General features: G+C 67.4%; 10 protein-coding genes. 6 read left to right on the top strand and 4 right to left on the bottom strand.

Features of this window, described 5'->3' with window-relative positions; translation table 11 throughout:
* Positions 1 to 45: 45 nt before the first annotated feature.
* Both C8C96_RS20650 and arsA read left to right on the top strand, forming a co-directional pair.
* Positions 46 to 894: a ZIP family metal transporter gene (locus tag C8C96_RS20650; RefSeq protein WP_056061171.1), complete on the top strand. Its 849-nt coding sequence runs from the start codon at positions 46 to 48 to the stop codon at positions 892 to 894.
* A 52-nt stretch (positions 895 to 946) separates the two neighbouring features.
* The gene (gene arsA, locus C8C96_RS20645; RefSeq protein ID WP_121943479.1) at positions 947 to 2,779 is read left to right on the top strand and encodes an arsenical pump-driving ATPase; all 1,833 of its coding nucleotides are present in this window, start codon (positions 947 to 949) and stop codon (positions 2,777 to 2,779) included.
* A 100-nt stretch (positions 2,780 to 2,879) separates the two neighbouring features.
* Here the strand turns inward: arsA and C8C96_RS20640 are convergent, their stop codons facing one another.
* The gene (locus C8C96_RS20640; protein WP_056061176.1) at positions 2,880 to 3,629 is read right to left on the bottom strand and encodes a LytTR family DNA-binding domain-containing protein; all 750 of its coding nucleotides are present in this window, start codon (positions 3,627 to 3,629) and stop codon (positions 2,880 to 2,882) included.
* The gene (locus tag C8C96_RS20635) at positions 3,610 to 4,860 is read right to left on the bottom strand and encodes a sensor histidine kinase (RefSeq protein WP_121943478.1); all 1,251 of its coding nucleotides are present in this window, start codon (positions 4,858 to 4,860) and stop codon (positions 3,610 to 3,612) included. Before C8C96_RS20635 ends, C8C96_RS20640 begins: the two co-directional genes overlap by 20 nt.
* 52 nt (positions 4,861 to 4,912) lie before the next feature.
* Here C8C96_RS20635 and argH point away from each other — a divergent pair, with 52 nt between their 5' ends.
* The 3 genes from argH to C8C96_RS20620 all read left to right on the top strand — a co-directional run bounded on the left by argH (position 4,913) and on the right by C8C96_RS20620 (position 9,087).
* Entirely contained in the window at positions 4,913 to 6,400 is a 1,488-nt protein-coding gene (argH, locus tag C8C96_RS20630; RefSeq protein ID WP_121943477.1) for an argininosuccinate lyase, read from the top strand.
* A gap of 41 nt (positions 6,401 to 6,441) precedes the next feature.
* Positions 6,442 to 7,431 carry a Bug family tripartite tricarboxylate transporter substrate binding protein gene (locus tag C8C96_RS20625; RefSeq protein WP_121943476.1) on the top strand — a complete coding sequence of 330 codons (990 nt, stop codon included), beginning with the start codon at positions 6,442 to 6,444 and terminating at the stop codon, positions 7,429 to 7,431.
* A 201-nt stretch (positions 7,432 to 7,632) separates the two neighbouring features.
* Positions 7,633 to 9,087: a diguanylate cyclase domain-containing protein gene (locus C8C96_RS20620; RefSeq protein ID WP_121943475.1), complete on the top strand. Its 1,455-nt coding sequence runs from the start codon at positions 7,633 to 7,635 to the stop codon at positions 9,085 to 9,087.
* A gap of 126 nt (positions 9,088 to 9,213) precedes the next feature.
* Here C8C96_RS20620 and C8C96_RS20615 read toward each other — a convergent pair whose 3' ends face one another.
* The gene (locus C8C96_RS20615; RefSeq protein ID WP_056061194.1) at positions 9,214 to 9,822 is read right to left on the bottom strand and encodes a hypothetical protein; all 609 of its coding nucleotides are present in this window, start codon (positions 9,820 to 9,822) and stop codon (positions 9,214 to 9,216) included.
* Between the two features lie 42 nt (positions 9,823 to 9,864).
* Positions 9,865 to 11,982, bottom strand: coding sequence for a catalase (locus C8C96_RS20610; protein WP_121943474.1), 2,118 nt, complete (start codon positions 11,980 to 11,982; stop codon positions 9,865 to 9,867).
* Positions 11,983 to 12,204: 222 nt separating this feature from the next.
* Between C8C96_RS20610 and C8C96_RS20605 the strand changes: the two genes are divergently transcribed.
* Positions 12,205 to 18,189: an alpha-2-macroglobulin gene (locus tag C8C96_RS20605; protein WP_121943473.1), complete on the top strand. Its 5,985-nt coding sequence runs from the start codon at positions 12,205 to 12,207 to the stop codon at positions 18,187 to 18,189.
* Positions 18,190 to 18,198 lie beyond the last annotated feature (9 nt).

The raw sequence follows: 18,198 nt of genomic DNA, 5'->3' as shown, positions 1-18,198 counted from the left end.
TGAATAAAAAATGAGCCAAGGCTTAAAGATAAAGCGCAACAAGCTATGACTTTGGTAGCAATCATTCTGGCCACACTGGCCGCTGGTATCGGCAGCGTGTGGCTGGCCGCCTTGCTCATGCGGCTGGGTCTGGGTGGGCGGAGCGACAGCGTGGGGCCGCAGCACCTGCTCAGCCTGGCCGCGGGTGCCTTGCTGGCCACGGCCTTCATGCACCTGCTGCCCGAGGCGTTCGAGAGCCAGGCGGGCGCCCATGACCTGTTTGCCACCCTGCTGGTGGGTGTGGTGTTCTTCTTTTTGCTGGACAAGGCCGAACTGTGGCACCACGGGCATGAACACAGCCACGCAGAGACCGCTGCCCATAGCCATGCCCACCATGCCCACCATGACCATGGCCACGAAACCGGCCATGACCACGGCCACGCGCACCACCACCACGGCCCGCGCTCGGGAGGCTGGGCGGTGCTCACGGGTGACAGCGTGCATTGTTTTGGCGACGGCATCCTGATTGCCTCGGCCTTCATGGCCGACATTCGCCTGGGGGTGATTGCCGCCGTGTCGGTGCTCGCGCATGAGGTGCCGCACCACATGGGCGACCTGGTGGTGCTGCGCCAGACCAGCCCCAACCGGCGCATGGCGCTGGTGAAGGTGTCGCTGGCGGGGGCCGTGACGGCGCTGGGCGGGGTGGTGGGCTACTTCCTGGTGGGGCAGTTGCAAGACTTTTTGCCGTACTTCCTGGCCGTGGCGTCGAGCAGTTTTGTGTACGTGGCGCTCGCCGACCTGATCCCCCAGCTGCAAAAACGCCTGACCGCGCGCGAAACCGTGTTGCAGATTGCCTGGCTGATTGCCGGCATGGCGGTGGTCACGCTGGTGAGCGGGGCGGCGCACGCGCACTGAAGCACTTGACCTGGCTCAAGGCCGTGCCGGACGGTTCTGCCATGCTGGGCCCATGACTGCCCCACACGCCACTCCGATCTCCCTCGGGCTGCTCGCCCAGCCCACGCGTTTCCTGTTCTTCACGGGCAAGGGCGGGGTGGGCAAGACATCGCTGTCCACGGCTGCGGCCATTGCCCTGGCAGATGCGGGCCGCCAGGTGCTGCTGGTCAGCACCGATGCGGCCTCCAACCTCGATGAAATGCTGGGCGTGCCGCTGTCCAACCAGCCGGTGGCCGTGCCCGGGGTGCCGGGGCTGCACATGCTCAACATCGACCCCGATACCGCCGCCGAGGCCTACCGCCAGCGTGTGCTGGCGCAGCTGGAGGCCACCGCCAGCAGCGATGAACGCGCGACAGTGCGCGAGCAACTCTCGGGCGCCTGCACCACCGAGATCGCTGCATTTGACGAATTTGCCGCGCTGCTGGCCAGCGAGGGCAATGACACCGGCCATGTGTTCGACCATGTGGTGTTCGACACGGCCCCCACCGGCCACACGCTGCGCCTGCTGAGCCTGCCCAAGGCCTGGACCGGATTCCTGGCGGGCAACGACCGGGGGGCGTCGTGCCTGGGCCCGCACTCGGGCCTCAAGATGCAGGAGGCCCGCTTCAACGCCGCCCTGGCCGCGCTGAGTGACCCGGCCCTGACCACCGTGGTGCTGGTCACCCGCCCCGACCCCCGACCCATGCAAGAGGCCGCGCGCACCGCGCTGGAGCTGCGCGCCCTGGGCCTGGCCAACCAGCGCCTGGCCATCAACGGCGTGTTCCATGCCAGCCGACCGGGGCAGGACGCGGTGGCCGACGCCATCGAGGCTCTGGGCCGTCAGGCCATGGACCAGATGCCCGATGCGCTGGCGCATTTGCCGCGCGACGAGGTGCCGCTGCGTGCCTTTGACACCGTGGGCCTGCCCGCGCTAAGGGCATTGCTGGGCGGTGGCGATGTGCCATTGGGCGCGCCTGCCGCCACGGCGGGTGTGCTGTTGCAGGCAGAACCGCTGTCATCCCTGGTCGACGCGCTGGCCGCCAAGGGCCACGGCCTGATCATGGTGATGGGCAAGGGCGGCGTGGGCAAGACCACCATCGCCGCCGCGCTCGCTGTGGGCCTGGTGCAGCGCGGGCACAGCGTGCACCTCACCACCACCGACCCGGCGGCCCATGTGCAAAGCCAGCTCGACGGTAGCCTGCCGGGGCTGAGGGTGGGGCGCATCGACCCGCGCGCCGAGACCCAGGCCTACATCGACAAGATCATGGCCACGCGCGGCAAGGCCCTGGACGACGCGGGCCGCGCCCTGCTGCTGGAAGACCTGCAATCGCCCTGCACGGAAGAGGTGGCCGTGTTCCATGCCTTCAGCCGCGTGGTCAACGAAGCGCGCAGCGCCTTTGTGGTGCTGGACACGGCGCCCACCGGCCACAGCTTGTTGCTGATGGACGCCACCGGCGCCTACCACCGGCAGATGACGCAGCAGTACGAAGGCAACGTCAACGCCAAGCACATCATCACGCCGCTGATGCGCCTGCAGGACGCGGATATGACCCATGTGGTCATCGTCACGCTGCCCGAGGTCACGCCCGTGAGCCAGGCCGCTGCGCTGCAGGACGACCTGCGCCGCGCCCGCATCGAGCCCTGGGCCTGGGTCATCAACAAAAGTGTGGCGGCCACCGGCACCAGCGACCCCTTGCTGCAGGCCCGGCTGGCGGGCGAGCAACAGCAGGCCGCGCGCATCGCCAGCGGTCTGGCGCAGCGTACCTACGTGCTGCCTTGGCTGGCACAGCCGCCTGTGGGCGTGGAGGCGCTGGGGCGGCTGGTGGCCGCACCGCCTGCAGTCACAGGAGATTTGCTATCTCATTGATAGCTGCTCAGGCATATGGAACTGGCACTGGCGGCCAAAATGGCTCAAAAAAATCCGTAGGGGTGTTCCAAGGCCCCCACAGGCCTGTGCAGCCCTGCGGCTAGCGCGCCAGTTCCTCGCGCACGGCCGCCACCTGCCGCCGCGACACCGCCAGCAGCTCGGTCGATCCCTGCAGCCGCACCGCCCAGCCTTCGCCCTCCTCTGGGTCGTAGTGCTTTTCCAGCGCGCGCACGGCGCGGCGCGCCACCAGCGCATTGCGGTGGATGCGCAGGAAGCGCGGTGCAAACTTGGCTTCCAGCTCGCTCAGCGAGCCGTCCATGATGTAGCTGCGCGTGGTGGTGCGCACGGTCACGTATTTCTGCTCGGCCTTGAAGTACAGCACCTCGGTCAGCGGCAGGCGTTCGGTGCGGCCCCGGTCCTGGATCAGCAGGGTTTCGCCCTCGGGCAGGCTGGGCACGGCGCTGGGCCCTGCGGGGCGGCTGGTGCGCTGCACTTTGGCCAGGGCCTGCTGCAGGCGCTCACGGCGCACGGGTTTGGTCAGGTAGTCCACGGCATCCAGCTCGAAAGCGCTCACTGCGTGGTCGGCGTGGGCCGTCACAAACACCACGGCCGGTGGCTGGGGCAGGGCCTGCAGTGCATGGGCCAGGGCCAGGCCGTCCTGGCCGGGCATGTGGATGTCCAGCAGCACCAGGTCGTACCCACGCCCCCCGGTGGGACCCAGCAGCGCCATGGTCTCGGCGGCGTTGGAGGCCTCTGCCACCGTGCAGCGCTGGATGTCCGAGCAGTCGGACAGCAGGGTGCGCAAGCGGCTGCGCGCCAGGGCTTCGTCGTCAACGATCAGGATGTTCATGGGGTTTGGGGGGGGTAGGTTCGGTCGGGGCCACCGCGCCTCGGCGGTAGCCGCCCCGCAGGTCGCCACGCCCGCGCAAGGGCGTGCGCGGGCGGGCGGCAGGGGTGGGGTCGGCGGCGGGCAGGGTGATGCGCACCTGGTACAGCCCGTCCTGCACGCCAGCGGTGAATTCGCCCTGCACGTCATGCAGCAAGGCCAGCCGCGCGCGCACGTTGGCCAGTGCGATGCCATGGCCCCGCGTGCTGGGCTCGTCGTGTTTGCCGGTTTTGCCCTCTTTGGGGGGCAGGGTGTTGGTGATGCGCACCACCACGCGGGTGCCGCGCAGCTCGGTCAGCACGCGCAGCTTGCCGCCCCGGGCGCTGGGCTCCACGCCATGTTTGACGGCGTTTTCCACCAGCGGCTGCAGCAGCAGCGGCGGCAGGCGCGCGCTGTCGGTGCGTGGGTCCAGGTTCCACTGCACCTGCAGGCGCTTGCCAAAGCGCACCTGCTCAATGCCCAGGTAGCGGCGCGCCAGGGTGATCTCCTCGGCCAGCGTGGTCGATTCGCCCTGCTCGATGAGGGCCACGCGGAACAGGTCCGACAGGTCTTCGAGCAGCGACTCGGCCTTGGCCGGCTCCTCACGCACCAGCGCAATGGCGCTGTTGAGTGTGTTGAACAAAAAATGCGGGCGGATGCGCGACTGCAGCTCGGTCAGGCGCGCCGTGGTGGCGGCCGGGGTGCGGCCCCGGGCGCGCAGCACCAGCGCAGCCACCAGCATGGCCGCCAGCAACGCGCCTGTCGCTGCGCTGGCCAGCCAGGGCGGCGATGCCGACAGGCCCACCAGCGCCAGCATGGCGCAGGCATAGGCACCGGCCACGGCCCCCAGCAGCACCCCGGCGGCATATTGCTGCGCGGTGGACAGGCGCTGCAGCACCGTCTTGAGGCTGCAGGCCGTGATCAGCCACACCAGCGTGGCCGGCAGCGCGCCGCCGGTCAGCAGCGCCAGGCTGGCCAGCCATTCGACGGGGCTGCCGGCGCCATACATGGCACCCACGCCCACCACCACCTCCACAAACAGCACGGCCCGCAGCACCACACCGACCTGGCAGGCATCGAACACCAGGGCCCGCCCACGTGGCGGCTGCCCGCCCGGCCCGGCGCCCGCAGCGGCCCGCACGCTGCGCGCAGGCCTGTCTGGCAGGGCGGAATCCGGCGGCGGGGGCTGGGTCGATAAAATTTGGGTGTTTTGCATTGCGGCATCCGGACAGTCCGGGTGTCTGAACCACCGGATTATTGCCCTCCTTATGTCCAAAGCCCAAGCCACCAGCGCCGACTCTGCGCCGTCCCACAACCAGCTCGACACCAAGGCCCAGGCCTGGTCGGCGCTGTTTTCCGAGCCCATGAGCGACCTGGTCAAGCGCTACACCTCCAGCGTTTTCTTCGACAAGCGCCTGTGGCAGGCCGACATTGCGGGCAGCCTGGCGCATGCCGAAATGCTGGCCGCACAGGGCATCATCGGTGCCGAAGACCACGCCTCCATCCAGCGCGGCATGGCGCAGATCACGTCGGAAATCGAGTCTGGCGCCTTCGAGTGGAGGCTGGACCTGGAAGACGTGCACCTGAACATCGAAGCCCGCCTGACGCAGCTGGTGGGCGACGCTGGCAAGCGACTGCACACCGGCCGCAGCCGCAACGACCAGGTGGCCACCGACGTGCGCCTGTGGCTGCGCGGCGAGATCGACCTGATCGGCGACCTGCTCAAAGAGCTGCAGGTGTCGCTGGTCGATGTGGCCGAGCAGAACGTCGAGGTGATCCTGCCCGGCTTCACCCACCTGCAGGTGGCCCAGCCCGTGAGCTTTGGCCACCACATGCTGGCCTACGTGGAGATGTTCAAGCGCGACGCCGAGCGCATGGCCGATGTGCGCCGCCGCACCAACGTGCTACCCCTGGGCAGCGCGGCCCTGGCCGGCACCACCTACCCGCTGGACCGCGAGCGCGTGGCCAAGACGCTGGGCATGGTGGATGCGAACGGCTCCCCCGCGGTGTGCCAGAACAGCCTGGACGCCGTGAGCGACCGCGACTTCGCCATCGAATTCACCGCTGCCGCCAGCCTGTGCATGGTGCACGTGAGCCGCTTGTCCGAAGAGCTCATCATCTGGATGAGCCAGAACTTCGGCTTCATCAAGATTGCGGACCGCTTCACCACCGGCTCGTCGATCATGCCGCAGAAGAAAAACCCCGACGTGCCGGAACTGGCGCGCGGCAAGACGGGCCGCGTGGTGGGCCACCTGATGGGTTTGATCACGCTGATGAAGGGCCAGCCCCTGGCCTACAACAAAGACAACCAGGAAGACAAAGAACCGCTGTTCGACACCGTGGACACGCTCAAGGACACGCTGCGTATCTTTGCCGAGATGGTCGGCGGCCAGTTGAACCCCGCCACGGGCAAGAAAGAGGGCGGCATCACCGTCAACGCCCAGGCCATGGAGCAGGCCGCACTCAAGGGCTATGCCACGGCCACCGACCTGGCCGACTACCTGGTCAAGAAGGGCCTGCCCTTCCGCGATGCGCACGAGACGGTGGCCCACGCCGTGAAGGCGGCCACCACCCATGCGTGTGACCTGTCGGAGCTGCCCCTGACCGTGCTGCAGGGCTTTCACCCCGCCATCGAGAAGGATGTGTACGAGTGCCTGAGCCTGCGCGGCTCGCTCAACGCCCGCAACACGCTGGGCGGCACGGCCCCGGCGCAGGTGCGTGCCCAGCTGGCGCGCCACCGCGCCCGCCTGGCCTGATCTTTGCACTGCCGCTTGACCTTCTACCCTGGAGCTTTTTCATGACAACTCCTCGCCGCAGCCTGCTGTCCCGCCTTGTGCGCACGGGTGCCTTTGTGGGGGCCGCATTGGCCGTGGGCCTGGCGTCTGCCCAGCAGGCCAAGCCCATCCGCATGCTCGTGGGTTTTCCGCCCGGCGGCGGTACGGACGCCATCGCGCGCACGCTGTCCGAGAAGCTCAAGGACGAGCTGGGCCAGCCCGTGGTGGTGGAAAACCGCCCCGGCGCGGGCGGCCAGATTGCCGCGCAGACCCTCAAGGCCTCGGCGCCCGATGGCACCACGCTGTTCCTCACGCACGACCACACCATCTCCATCCTGCCCCAGGTGGTGAAGAACCCCGGCTACGAACCCGCGCGCGACTTCGTGGCGGTGGGCGGTTTTGCCACGTTTGTGAATGCGTTTGCCGTGTCGGGCGGCACGCCGGCCAAGTCGTTCTCCGAGTACGTGCAGTGGGTCAAGACGGCCGGTGGCAGCAAGGGCGCGGTGGGTATTCCTGCGCCAGCTTCCACTCCAGAGTTTCTGGTCAAGCTGGTGGGGCAAAAGTACCAGCTGGACCTGGTCTCGGCACCGTACCGGGGCAGCGCCCCCATGATGGCTGACATGCTGGGTAACCAGATCAGCGCGGGCGTGGCCTCGGTGCAGGACTTCATGGAAAACCACAAGGCCGGCAAGGTGCGCGTGGTGGGCGTGCTGGGCACCAAGCGCCAGGCCTCCATGCCCGATGTGCCCACGTTCGACGAGATGGGTCTCAAGGGCTTTGAAGACCTGCCGTACTACGGCATCTACGCACCCACCGGCACGCCGCAAAAGTTCATCACCGACTTCTCGAACGCGCTGGCCAAGGTGGTGGCCCAGCCCGATGTGCGCGAGCACCTCACCGCCATGGGCCTGACGGTGGGCTACATGTCGCCCCAGCAACTGGCCACGCGCGAGAAGGCCTACACCGAGGCCTGGACGCGCATCATCAAGACCAGCGGGTTTGTGGCGCAGTAAGGGCCGTCGAGCGGGCGGCGGGTCATACACCTGACCGCCGCCCGGATTCGCAGCGCGGGCGGTGCGTCCCCTGAGGGGCCTACGTGAGGCCCTTGCACTGACCGACCTGGATGCCATCCCAGCGGCCAGCCCCAGCGCAGTCGGTGCTGGCCGGTCTGCACAGACCATGGCACCATCCGGCACCCATCCCGGACCTTCTTCATGCCCACCAGCCGCCTTCCTTCGAACTGGATCCATCACCGGTACCTGCCCCTCGCGGTGGGTGTGTGCAGCAGCATGCTGGCCGCCTCGCTGGCCTGGGTGGTCATCGATATCTCACACACCAAGGCGCGGACCGAGATTGCTGCGCAGGCGCAAAGCCACCTGCTGCAGATCCGCGACCGCCTGGACAGGCAATTGCAGAGCACGCTGTCGGTGCCCGAAACGGTGTCCGCCTTCATTGCCGCACAAGGCAGCATGTCGCCCGACATCTTTGCCACCGTGGTGGGCCGCCTGCTGGAGCACCAGCGCAATATCCGCAACCTGGCTCTGGCGCCCGACAACGTCATCAGCGATGTGTACCCGCGCGTGGGCAATGAGCGAGCGATTGGCCTGCGGTACCTGGACAACCCGCAGCAGCGTGGTGCGGTGGAGCGGGCCATCCAGACCCGCCGCACCGTCGTTGCAGGTCCCATTCCGCTGGTGCAAGGGGGGCTCGGCATCATCAGCCGCACGCCGGTGTTTCTGGCGCATCCGCCGGGGCGTGCACCGGTGGGTGGGCCCCGTTACTGGGGCATCGTGTCGCTCACCGTCAATGCCGACACCCTGTTCGCCGACGTGGGCCTGAACTCGGACCAGATGGGTTTTCAGGTGGCGGCACGTGGACTGGACGCCATGGGCGCGCAGGGCGCGGTGTTCATCGGCCGCCCTCAGTTGTTCGACGAGGAGCCGGCCACGCTCGATGTGCCCTTGCCGGGTGGCGGCAGCTGGATCCTGGGCGCGGTCCCCACGGGCGGGTGGGGGGCCGCAGGCCGTGCACCTGCGCTGGTGGTGATGCTGGCCTACGCGTTCGCGCTGGTGCTGGGGCTGTTGAGCGCTCGGCTGGTGCGCGCCCACCAGCAGGTGCTGGCCCTGGCCAGCCATGACCGCCTGACGGGGCTGCCCAACCGGCGCCTGTTTGAAGACCGCTTGTCGCAGGCGGTGCTGACGGCCTACCGTGACCACCGCGCTGGCGCGTTGTTGCTGGTGGACCTGGATGGTTTCAAGGCGGTCAATGACAGTCTGGGGCACGGCAGTGGCGATCAGGTGCTGGTGCGTGTGGCGCAGCGTCTGGCCGGGCTGGCCCGTGCCAATGACACCGCCGCCCGACTGGGCGGCGACGAATTTGCCCTGGTGCTGAACGCTGTGGCGTCCCCGGAGGCCGCCATGGAACTGGCCCACAAGGTGCTGGCAGCGCTGGTGGCGCCCATCGGACTCGACAGTGGCCAACACGTGCTGACCGGCGCAAGCGTTGGGGTCGCTTTGTTCCAGGGCCCTGCTGTGGAATCCATGCCCGCGCTCATGGACCGGGCGGACCGGGCGCTGTACACCAGCAAGCGCAGCGGCAAAGGGCTGGCCACATTGGCCGAAGCCCCCGGCGCTGCAGAGTTGCCGCAGGAGACCCCGCCCTTGGCCTGAGAAGCATGTTTTGCATGGAAATCAAGCAAAAATAGCTGCAGGCGCTAGTAAATAAAGCGCTTGCAGCTATATTTTTAGGAGCGTTTGCTGCCACGGGGCCTGTCGTCGTGCAGCCCCGCAACCCGGTCACAGCATGGCCGTGCGCTGCTGCTCGGCGCGCGATGCGCCAATGGCGGTCTCCACGTTCTTGACCTCCTCGGGCGGGGGCAGCACGGCGGGCATGCCCAGGGCCTGAATGGCCAGCTCGCGGCACCAGCCTTTGGTGTGGTACAGGTGGTGGTCCTCGTCTTTTTCCACGGCCTTGTGCGCTACCTTGAGGGTGTGGCCCACATCGCCCGTGGCCACCTTGGCGACCTGGCCCAGCAGTTCCCAGTTGGCGTGATCCTTGGTCTCCGCGTGCACCACACATTCGCAGGCCACCAGCTGTGCGGCGTCGGGGCTGCCAGACTTTTTGGCCAGCTGCATCGCCTGCACCAGGGACGTGCCAATGTGCTTGACCACGGCCCGCGTGGGCGACTGCGTATCAGGGTCCAGGCCCAGCGCATCGCAGATGCCGCGCACCACGTTCTGGTGCGCCAGCGTTTCTTCCAGATAACCTTGCCATTCCTTCTTCAGGTCGGGGTTGATGGCGCAGGTGAGGGCGGTGCGGTACACCTGTTCGCCGCCGAGTTCGGTCTCCATCATCTGCAGGACGAGGTCGTCGAGTTGATGACTGTCGTAGTGGCTTTTGGGCATGGGGGCTCCTTGGGGTGGTGGGGTGAACGAAAAGGTGGTGCTTCAGGCCAGCGTGCGCACTTTGGGTTCGCGCTCCCACTGGCGGGTCTGGGCGGCGGCGATGAAGCCCTGGGCATCGGCCGGGTCCACCACGCCTGCATCGGGCTCGATGCCCCCGGCCTGCAGGATGGCCCGCGTGCCCTTGCAGGCGGCAATGGCCTTGAGGTGGCCGAACGCGTCGCGGAACCAGTCCACAGCCGCCGCCTCCTTGGCCAGCTGTGCGCCCATGTCGGGCGACAGGATGGAGGCCACGGCGTCAAACACCACCGATGGTGTACCCGCCAGCTGGCCATCGGCGGGCAGCAGCGTGCCGTCTTTCAGCACGGCACCGCCCACCTTGGGGGCCACGATCTTCACGGTGGCGCCGACTTTCTCCAGCGCCTTGCGCAGGTTGGCCACCGAGCCGCCGTTGGAGCCGTCGGCCACCAGGATGCCGATGCACCGGCCCTGCAGCGTGGGCTTCATGCGGTCGATGATGCGCAGGGCGGGCGACAGGGGCAGGTCCTGCACCGGCTCGGTGGTGGCCGGGGCAGGGGGCAGTGCTGGCAGCCCCAGGCCATCGGCCACGCGCTGGGCCAGGTCTGCGTCCACATGCAGCAGATGTCCCACCACGGCTTCGCGCACATGGGGTGTGCCCACCTTGGACAGCTCGAACACCAGCGCCGAGGCCATGTGGGCCTGCTCCAGCGGGCTCTGGCTGCGGTAGAACATGCGCGCCTGGCTGTAGTGGTCGGCAAAACTCTCGGCGCGCACGCGGCCCTTCACGCCATCGTCGGCCTGCGCGAAGTGGCGAAAGCCTTGCGCGAGCGAGGCGCGGGGCGTGTCAGGCTGCAGGCTGCTGGGTTCGTAGTTGACGCGGCCCTTGGGCACCTGCATCTGCATGTGCCCGTCGCGCTGCATGTTGTGGAACGGGCACTTGGGGGCGTTGATGGGGATCTGCGCAAAGTTGGGCCCGCCCAGGCGCGACAGCTGCGTGTCCAGGTACGAGAACAGGCGGCCCTGCAGCAGGGGGTCGTTGCTGAAGTCGATGCCGGGCGGCACGTTGGCGGGGCAGAACGCCACCTGCTCGGTCTCGGCGAAAAAGTTGTCGGGCCAGCGGTTGAGCACCATGCGGCCGATGGGCTGCAGGGGCACCAGTTCTTCGGGGATGAGCTTGGTGGGGTCGAGATGGTCAAACGGAAAGCGTTCGGCATCCTGCTCAGTGAACAGCTGCACAGACAGCTCCCACTCGGGAAAGTCGCCCGCCTCGATGGCTTCGAACAGGTCGCGCCGGTGGTAGTCGTTGTCGGCCGATTGCAGCTTGACGGCCTCGTCCCACACGGTGGACTGGATGCCCAGCTTGGGCCGCCAGTGGAACTTCACAAACGTGCTCTCGCCCGCCGCGTTCAGCAGGCGGAAGCTGTGCACGCCAAAACCTTCCATCATGCGCAGGCTGCGGGGAATGGTGCGGTCGCTCATGGCCCACATCACCATGTGCAGGGTTTCGGGCATCAGCGAGACAAAGTCCCAGAAGGTGTCGTGCGCGCTGGCCGCCTGCGGAAAGCCCCGGTCGGGCTCCATCTTCACGGCGTGCACCAGGTCCGGGAACTTCATCGCGTCCTGGATGAAGAACACGGGGATGTTGTTGCCCACCAGGTCCCAGTTGCCTTCGGGTGTGTAGAACTTGACGGCAAAGCCGCGCACATCGCGCGGCGTGTCCACCGAGCCTGCGCCCCCGGCCACGGTCGAAAAGCGGGTGAATACAGGGGTCTGTACACCGATGTCGGTCAGCACCTTGGCGGTGGTGTACTTCTTGAGCGAGTGCGTGAGTTCAAAGAAACCATGGGCTGCCGTGCCCCGTGCATGCACGATGCGCTCGGGAATGCGTTCATGGTCAAAGTGCGTGATCTTCTCGCGCAGGATGAAGTCTTCGAGTAGCGTGGGGCCGCGCGGCGCAGTGCGCAGCGAGTTCTGGTTGTCGGCAACCGGAATACCCTGCTGCGTGGTCAGCACCGGGTGTTTGCCGCCCGCCTGTTGCTGCAGCTCGCCCGCGTTGCCGCGAAAGTTATCGGACTGGGTGGAAGAAGGCAGGGCAGAAGGCGATTTGTGGGCCGCGCTGCGCGAGGTAGGGGGTCGTGCCATGGGCGCTCCTGGGTGGTGCGTGGGGTAAAACGAAGCCACCATCTTTGGGCGCTGAGCGTTCCCAGCGGGTAGGACATGGCCCCATCGGCGCGTCGTCGGGCGCGCGTGATGACGGCTTGCCCGGCCGATACGTAAGTGCTTGCAACACACACCCGGGCGACATGGCACTTTGTTACGCTTGCTGGTTCCTTCGTAGGGGATAGCGTGAACGCAAAAAAATGGATGTTGGCCGCCAGCCTGTCTCTGGTGGCCTGGGGGGCCCAGGCCCTGCAGATCACCAGCTTCTCGCCCCAGGGCGAGGTGGCGCGCGTGCGCCAGGTGGTGGCCAAGTTCGACGCTGCAGCGGTCAATTTTGGGGACCCCAAGGCGGCCGCTCCCCTGAGCCTGAGCTGCAGCGACGCCAGTGTGACCAAGGGCACGGGCCGCTGGACTGGCGAGCGCGAGTGGGTGTTTGACTTCGAGCGCGACCTGCCGCCAGGCGTTCGTTGCACCGCCAGCGTCAAGCCGGGCTTCAAATCGCCCGCTGGCGCAGAACTGACGGGCGCCAAGAGCTATCAGTTCAATAGCGGTGGGCCATTTGTGCAGAACCTCCGCCCCAGCACCTACGAGCAGATCGACGAAGAGCAGTTCTTTGTGCTGTTCCTCAATGGTCCTGCCACCACGGCCAGCGTGCAGAGCAACGTGTGGTGCACGGCCGAAGGCGTGGGCGAGCGCATCCCCGTGCGTTTGATCGAAGGGGCGCAGCGCGCCGAAATCCTCAAGGGCCTGGGCCTGGAGAAAGACGCAGCACGCGAGCCCCTGTCCTTTGCCACGCTGGCCTGCAACCGCCGGTTCACCTCGGGCTCGCGCATGCAGATCGTGTTCGGCAAGGGGGTGGCCACCCCCAGCGGAGTCGCCAACACGGTGGAAAAACGCTTTGACTTCAAGGTGCGTGAGCCGTTCTCGGCCGAGTTCAGCTGCGAGCGCGAAAACGCCCAGGCTGCCTGCCTGCCGATCCGGCCGATGATGCTGTCGTTCAATGCGCCCGTGCCGCGCAAGCTGGCGGCTGCCATTCGCCTCAAGTCCGCCAAGGAAACCCTCAAGCCCCAGATCGATGGCGGCGCAGAAGGTGCCCAGGCCGATGCCCTGGTCAACAGCCTGCAGTTCAACGCGCCGCTGGCCGAGAACACCGCTTTCACCATCGAGCTGCCCAAGGACTTCAAGGACGCCTCGGGCCGCGCGCTGCGCAATGCGGACAACTTCCCGCTCAAGGTGTCCACCGGCGGCATGCCGCCGCTGGCCAAGTTTGCAGCGGCGCCTTTTGGCATCGTGGAGCGTTTTGCCGAAGGCCCTGCGTCGGACAACCCGCCTGCGCTGCTGCCCGTGACGCTGCGCAACGTGGAGGCTGCCCTGCGCGTGCAGGGCCTGCAAGCAGGTGTTGGGACAGCCACCGTACCGGCGGGCAAGGTGAGCACGCTCAAGCCCCGCACCGACGCGGACATCATTGCCTGGTTTCGCAAGGTGCAGCGCTATGACAGTTACGTGGTCAACCGCAAGCAGGCGCGCCAGGACGTGACCGGCCCCCTGCCCAAGGTGCTGGATGACGACAAGGAATACGTGCAGTCGCGCATGCTGTCGCTGCTGGCAGGCAAGGGCGGCGTCAAGACGCTGGACCTGCCCAAGCCATCGAGCAACGACCCGCGCCCGTTCGAGGTGGTGGGCATTCCGCTCACACCCGGCTTCCATGTGGTGGAGATCGCGTCGCAAAAGCTCGGCGCCTCGCTGCTGGACGACCGCCATGGCGAAGGCCGCACGATGTACGTGCGCACCTCGGCGCTGGTGACCAACCTGGGCGTGCATTTCAAGCTGGGCCGCGAAAACGCCATGGCCTGGGTCACCACGCTGGACAAGGGCCAGCCCGTGCAGGGCGCCACGGTGCGCGTGTCGGACTGCCGGGGCAATGAACTGGCCAACGCCACCACCGATGCCCAGGGCGTAGCCCGTATCGAAGGGCTCTCGCCAGAGCCGCCGGGCTGCAATTCCAATTCTGAGGAGGAGGTCGGCCAGTCGTACTTTGTGAGCGCCCGCCACAAGGGCGTGGATGGCGTGGAAGACATGGCCTTCACCTGGAGCGACTGGCAGCGGGGCATCGAGCCCTGGCGCTTCAATGTGCCCACCAGCCGGGCACCCTCGCCGGACGAGCGTGTCCACACCATCTTTGATCGCACGCTGTTCCGCGCGGGCGAAACCGTGTCGATGAAGCACCTGCTGCGCGCTGAAACGCGCCAGGGTTTTGCCCTGTCGGCATCGCGTCCCGACACCCTCGTCATCACCCACTTGGGCAGCGGCCAGCAGTTCACCCAACCCCTGGTGTGGCGCGGCACGGCCACCGGGGGGCTCAGTGCACAAAGCACCTTTGCGATTCCGCCCGCTGCCAAGCTGGGCGTGTACCAGGTCGAGCTGGGGGGCAACGGCACGGTGAATGGCAGCCTAGCGTCGGGCTCGTTCCGCGTGGAGGAGTTCCGCCTGCCCGTGCTGGAAGGCCGCATCGCCCCGGTCGAGAAAAAGGCACTGGTGCGCGTGCGGTCGGTGCCCACCGACGTGCAGATCAACTACGTGGCCGGTGGCGGCGCGGCCAACCTGCCGGTGCGCGTCTCGGCCCTGGTGCGTGGCAAGTCCCTGGAGTTCAGCGACTACGACACCTTCCGCTTCAACCCGCCCCGCAAGCGCGAGCAGAGCAGCGCCAATAGCGACGACGAAGAGGCCACCGCCAGTCAGGATGCACGCGTGATTGCCGACAAGCTGCCCCTCACGCTGGACAAGAACGGTGCGGGCAAGGTCACCATCGACAATGTGCCCCAGGCCCGCCAGCCGCAGGAACTGCTGCTGGAGGCCACCTACGCCGACCCCAATGGCGAGGTGCAGACCCTGCGCAGCACGCAGACGCTGTGGCCCTCCGGTGTGGTGGCAGGCATCAAGACCGAGGGCTGGGTGTCTGCGCGCCAGAAGATCCGCTTCCAGGCGCTGGCGCTGCAGCACAACGGCAAGCCGGCGGCCGACACCTCGCTGCAGGTGCAGGCCATGGCCCGCATCACCACCACCACGCGCAAGCGCATGGTGGGTGGCTTCTACAGCTACGACAACCAGACCGATACCAAGGACCTGGGCACGCTGTGCAGCGGCAAAAGCGACGCGCGCGGCCTGTTGCTGTGCGAGGCCAAGCTCGACGAGGCGGGCGAGGTGGAACTGGTGGTCACGGCCACGGACAAGGACGGCAACACCAGCGTGGCCGCTTCGTCGGTGTGGGTCACGCGCCAGGGCGAGCTGTGGTTTGGCGGCGAAGACCATGACCGCATCGATCTGCTGGCCGAGAAGAAGAGCTACCAGCCCGGCGAGACCGCCAAGTTCCAGGTGCGCATGCCGTTCCGCTTTGCCACGGCCCTGGTAGCCGTGGAGCGCGAGGGCATCATCGACACGCAGGTGGTGCAGCTCAACGGCCAGGACCCCACGGTGAGCCTGAAGGTGCAGCCCGACTGGGGCCCCAATGTCTACGTGAGCGTGCTGGCCTTGCGGGGGCGCCTGCGCGAGGTGCCGTGGTACAGCTTCTTCACCTGGGGTTTCAAGGCGCCGCGCGAGTGGTGGACCTCGTTCTGGTACGAAGGCAAGGAATACCAGGCGCCCACCGCGCTGGTGGACTTGTCCAAGCCCGCCTACCGCCTGGGCGTGGCTGAAATTCGCGTGGGCACGCAGGCCCACCAGATCGATGTGAAGGTGCAGGCTGACAAGGAGAGCTATGCCGTGCGCGGCAAGGCCCAGGTCACCATCACCGCCACGCTGCCGGGCGGCAAGCCCGCCGCCAATGCCGAAGTGGCCCTGGCCGCTGTGGACCAGGCGCTGCTGGAGCTGATGCCCAACAACAGCTGGAACCTGCTCGAAGCCATGCTGCAGCGCCGCAGCTGGGGTGTGGAGACATCGACCGCGCAGATGGAAATCATCGGCCGGCGCCACTACGGCAAGAAGGCCGTGCCCGCCGGCGGCGGTGGGGGCAAGTCGCCCACGCGCGAGCTGCTGGACACGCTGCTGCTGTGGGAGCCCGCGCTCAAGCTCGACGCCAACGGCCAGGCCAAGGTCACCGTGCCGCTCAACGATGCGCTGACCACCTTCAAGATCGTGGCGGTGGCCGATGCGTCCACCGGGCTGTTTGGCACCGGCAGCACCAGCATCCGCGCCACGCAAGACCTGCAGATCATCAGCGGCCTGCCGCCGCTGGTGCGTGAGGACGACCAGTTCCGCGCGCAGATCACGCTGCGCAACACCACCAAGGCCGCGATGAAGGTGGAGGTGGCGCCGCGCGCCACGCTGCTGGAGCTGAAGCCACAGACCATCGACATCCCGGCGGGAGAGGCGCGTGAGGTGGCCTGGGACGTGACGGCCCCAGCGCAACTGGCGCAGACGCGCGCCGAGGCCATCCTGTGGGAGATCGAAGCCAAGGACCAGGTCAGTGGCGCCCGCGACGCCCTCAAGGCCCGCCAGCGCATCGTGCAGGCGGTGCCGCTCACGGTGCAGCAGGCCACGCTGGTGCAGGTGGACGGTAGCTACAACCTCGATGTGAACCCACCTGCCGACGCATTGCCCGGCCGGGGCGGCCTCAAGATGTCGCTGCAGCCCAAGCTGGCCGAAGGCCTGCCCGGCGTGCGCGACTGGTGGGCGCGCTACCCGTTTGCCTGCCTGGAGCAAAAGACCAGCAAGGCCGTGGGCCTGCGTGATGGCGCGCTGTGGCAGACCGTGGTGGCGCAGTTGCCCACCTACCTCGACAGCGATGGCCTGGCCAATTACTTCCCGCCGCGCGACGGCGACGCCAACCGGGGCAGCGACACCCTGACGGCCTATGTGCTGGCCGCCACGCACGAGGCCGCCAGCATCAACCCCGCGTTTGCACTGCCCGACGAGGCCCGCGCGCCCATGGAGCGTGGCCTGATCGCGTTTGTGGAAGGCCGCATCCAGCGCAACTTCTGGAGCCCGCGCAAGGACCTGGACATGCGCAAGGTGGCTGCGCTCGAAGCGCTGTCGCGCTACGGCAAGGCCCAGGGCCGCATGGTGAGCAGCATCACCATCGCGCCCAACCAGTGGCCCACCCACACGGTGATCGACTGGGTCAATGTCTTGAAGCGCGTGGCCGATGTGCCCGAGCGCGACAAGCGCCTGGCCGAGGCGATGCAGATCCTGCGCGGCCGCCTGTCGTTCCAGGGCACCAAGCTCATCTTCAGCAACGAGCAGGACGACTATTGGTGGTGGCTGATGCAGAACGGCGACGTGAACACTGCCCGCCTGATGCTGGCCGTGATGGACGACCCGGCCTGGAAGGACGACATGGGCCGCCTGGCCAACGGTTTTATCAGCCGCCAGCAGGCAGGCGCCTGGCACACCACCACCGCCAACCTGTGGGGCGGCCTGGCGCTGGAAAAATTCAGCGCCAAATTCGAGGCCACACCCGTGTCGGGCACCACCAAGGCCAGCATGGGTGGCAACACCGCCAGCGTGGACTGGAGCAAGGTGGACCGCGTGAAGGCGTCGGACGCCACCGGCGCCCCCAATCAGATCACCTGGTTTGGTGCACCCGCATCGCCCGGCAACCTCAAGAACAACGGCATGTTCCTGCCTTGGGCAAGTGCTGCGGGCAAGGCGGGCGGCAAGGAGCAGCTGGCCGTCACGCACCAGGGCCCGGGCAAGCCCTGGCTCACGCTGCAATCCGTGGCGGCCATTGATCTCAAGGCCCCGTTCGCGGCGGGCTATGCGATCAAGAAGACCATCACCCCGGTGGAGCAGGCCAACAAGTCGCTGCCCGCCGGCCAGTACACGCGGGGCGACGTGCTGCGGGTGACGCTGGAGGTCAACGCCACGGCCGACATGACCTGGGTGGCCATCACCGACCCCATCCCGGGTGGCGCCACCATCCTGGGCAGCGGCCTGGGCCGCGATTCCGAGATCGCCACGCAGGGCGAGAAGAAGAGCGGCGCCGGCTGGTCCGCGTTCGAGGAGCGCAGTTTTGAGTCCTTCCGCAGCTACTACGAGTACCTGCCCAAGGGCACCGTCAAGATGGAGTACACCTTGCGCCTGAACAACGCGGGCGACTTTGCGCTGCCACCGAGCCGCGTCGAGGCCATGTATGCGCCCGAGATGTTTGGCGAGTTGCCCAACGCACGGGTGAAGGTGCAGGTGGCCAAATAAGTCGCCACA

This window comes from Acidovorax sp. 100, from assembly GCF_003688355.1.
GTDB lineage: Bacteria > Pseudomonadota > Gammaproteobacteria > Burkholderiales > Burkholderiaceae_C > Acidovorax > Acidovorax delafieldii.
This window is presented reverse-complemented; position numbering and strand designations above follow the sequence as displayed.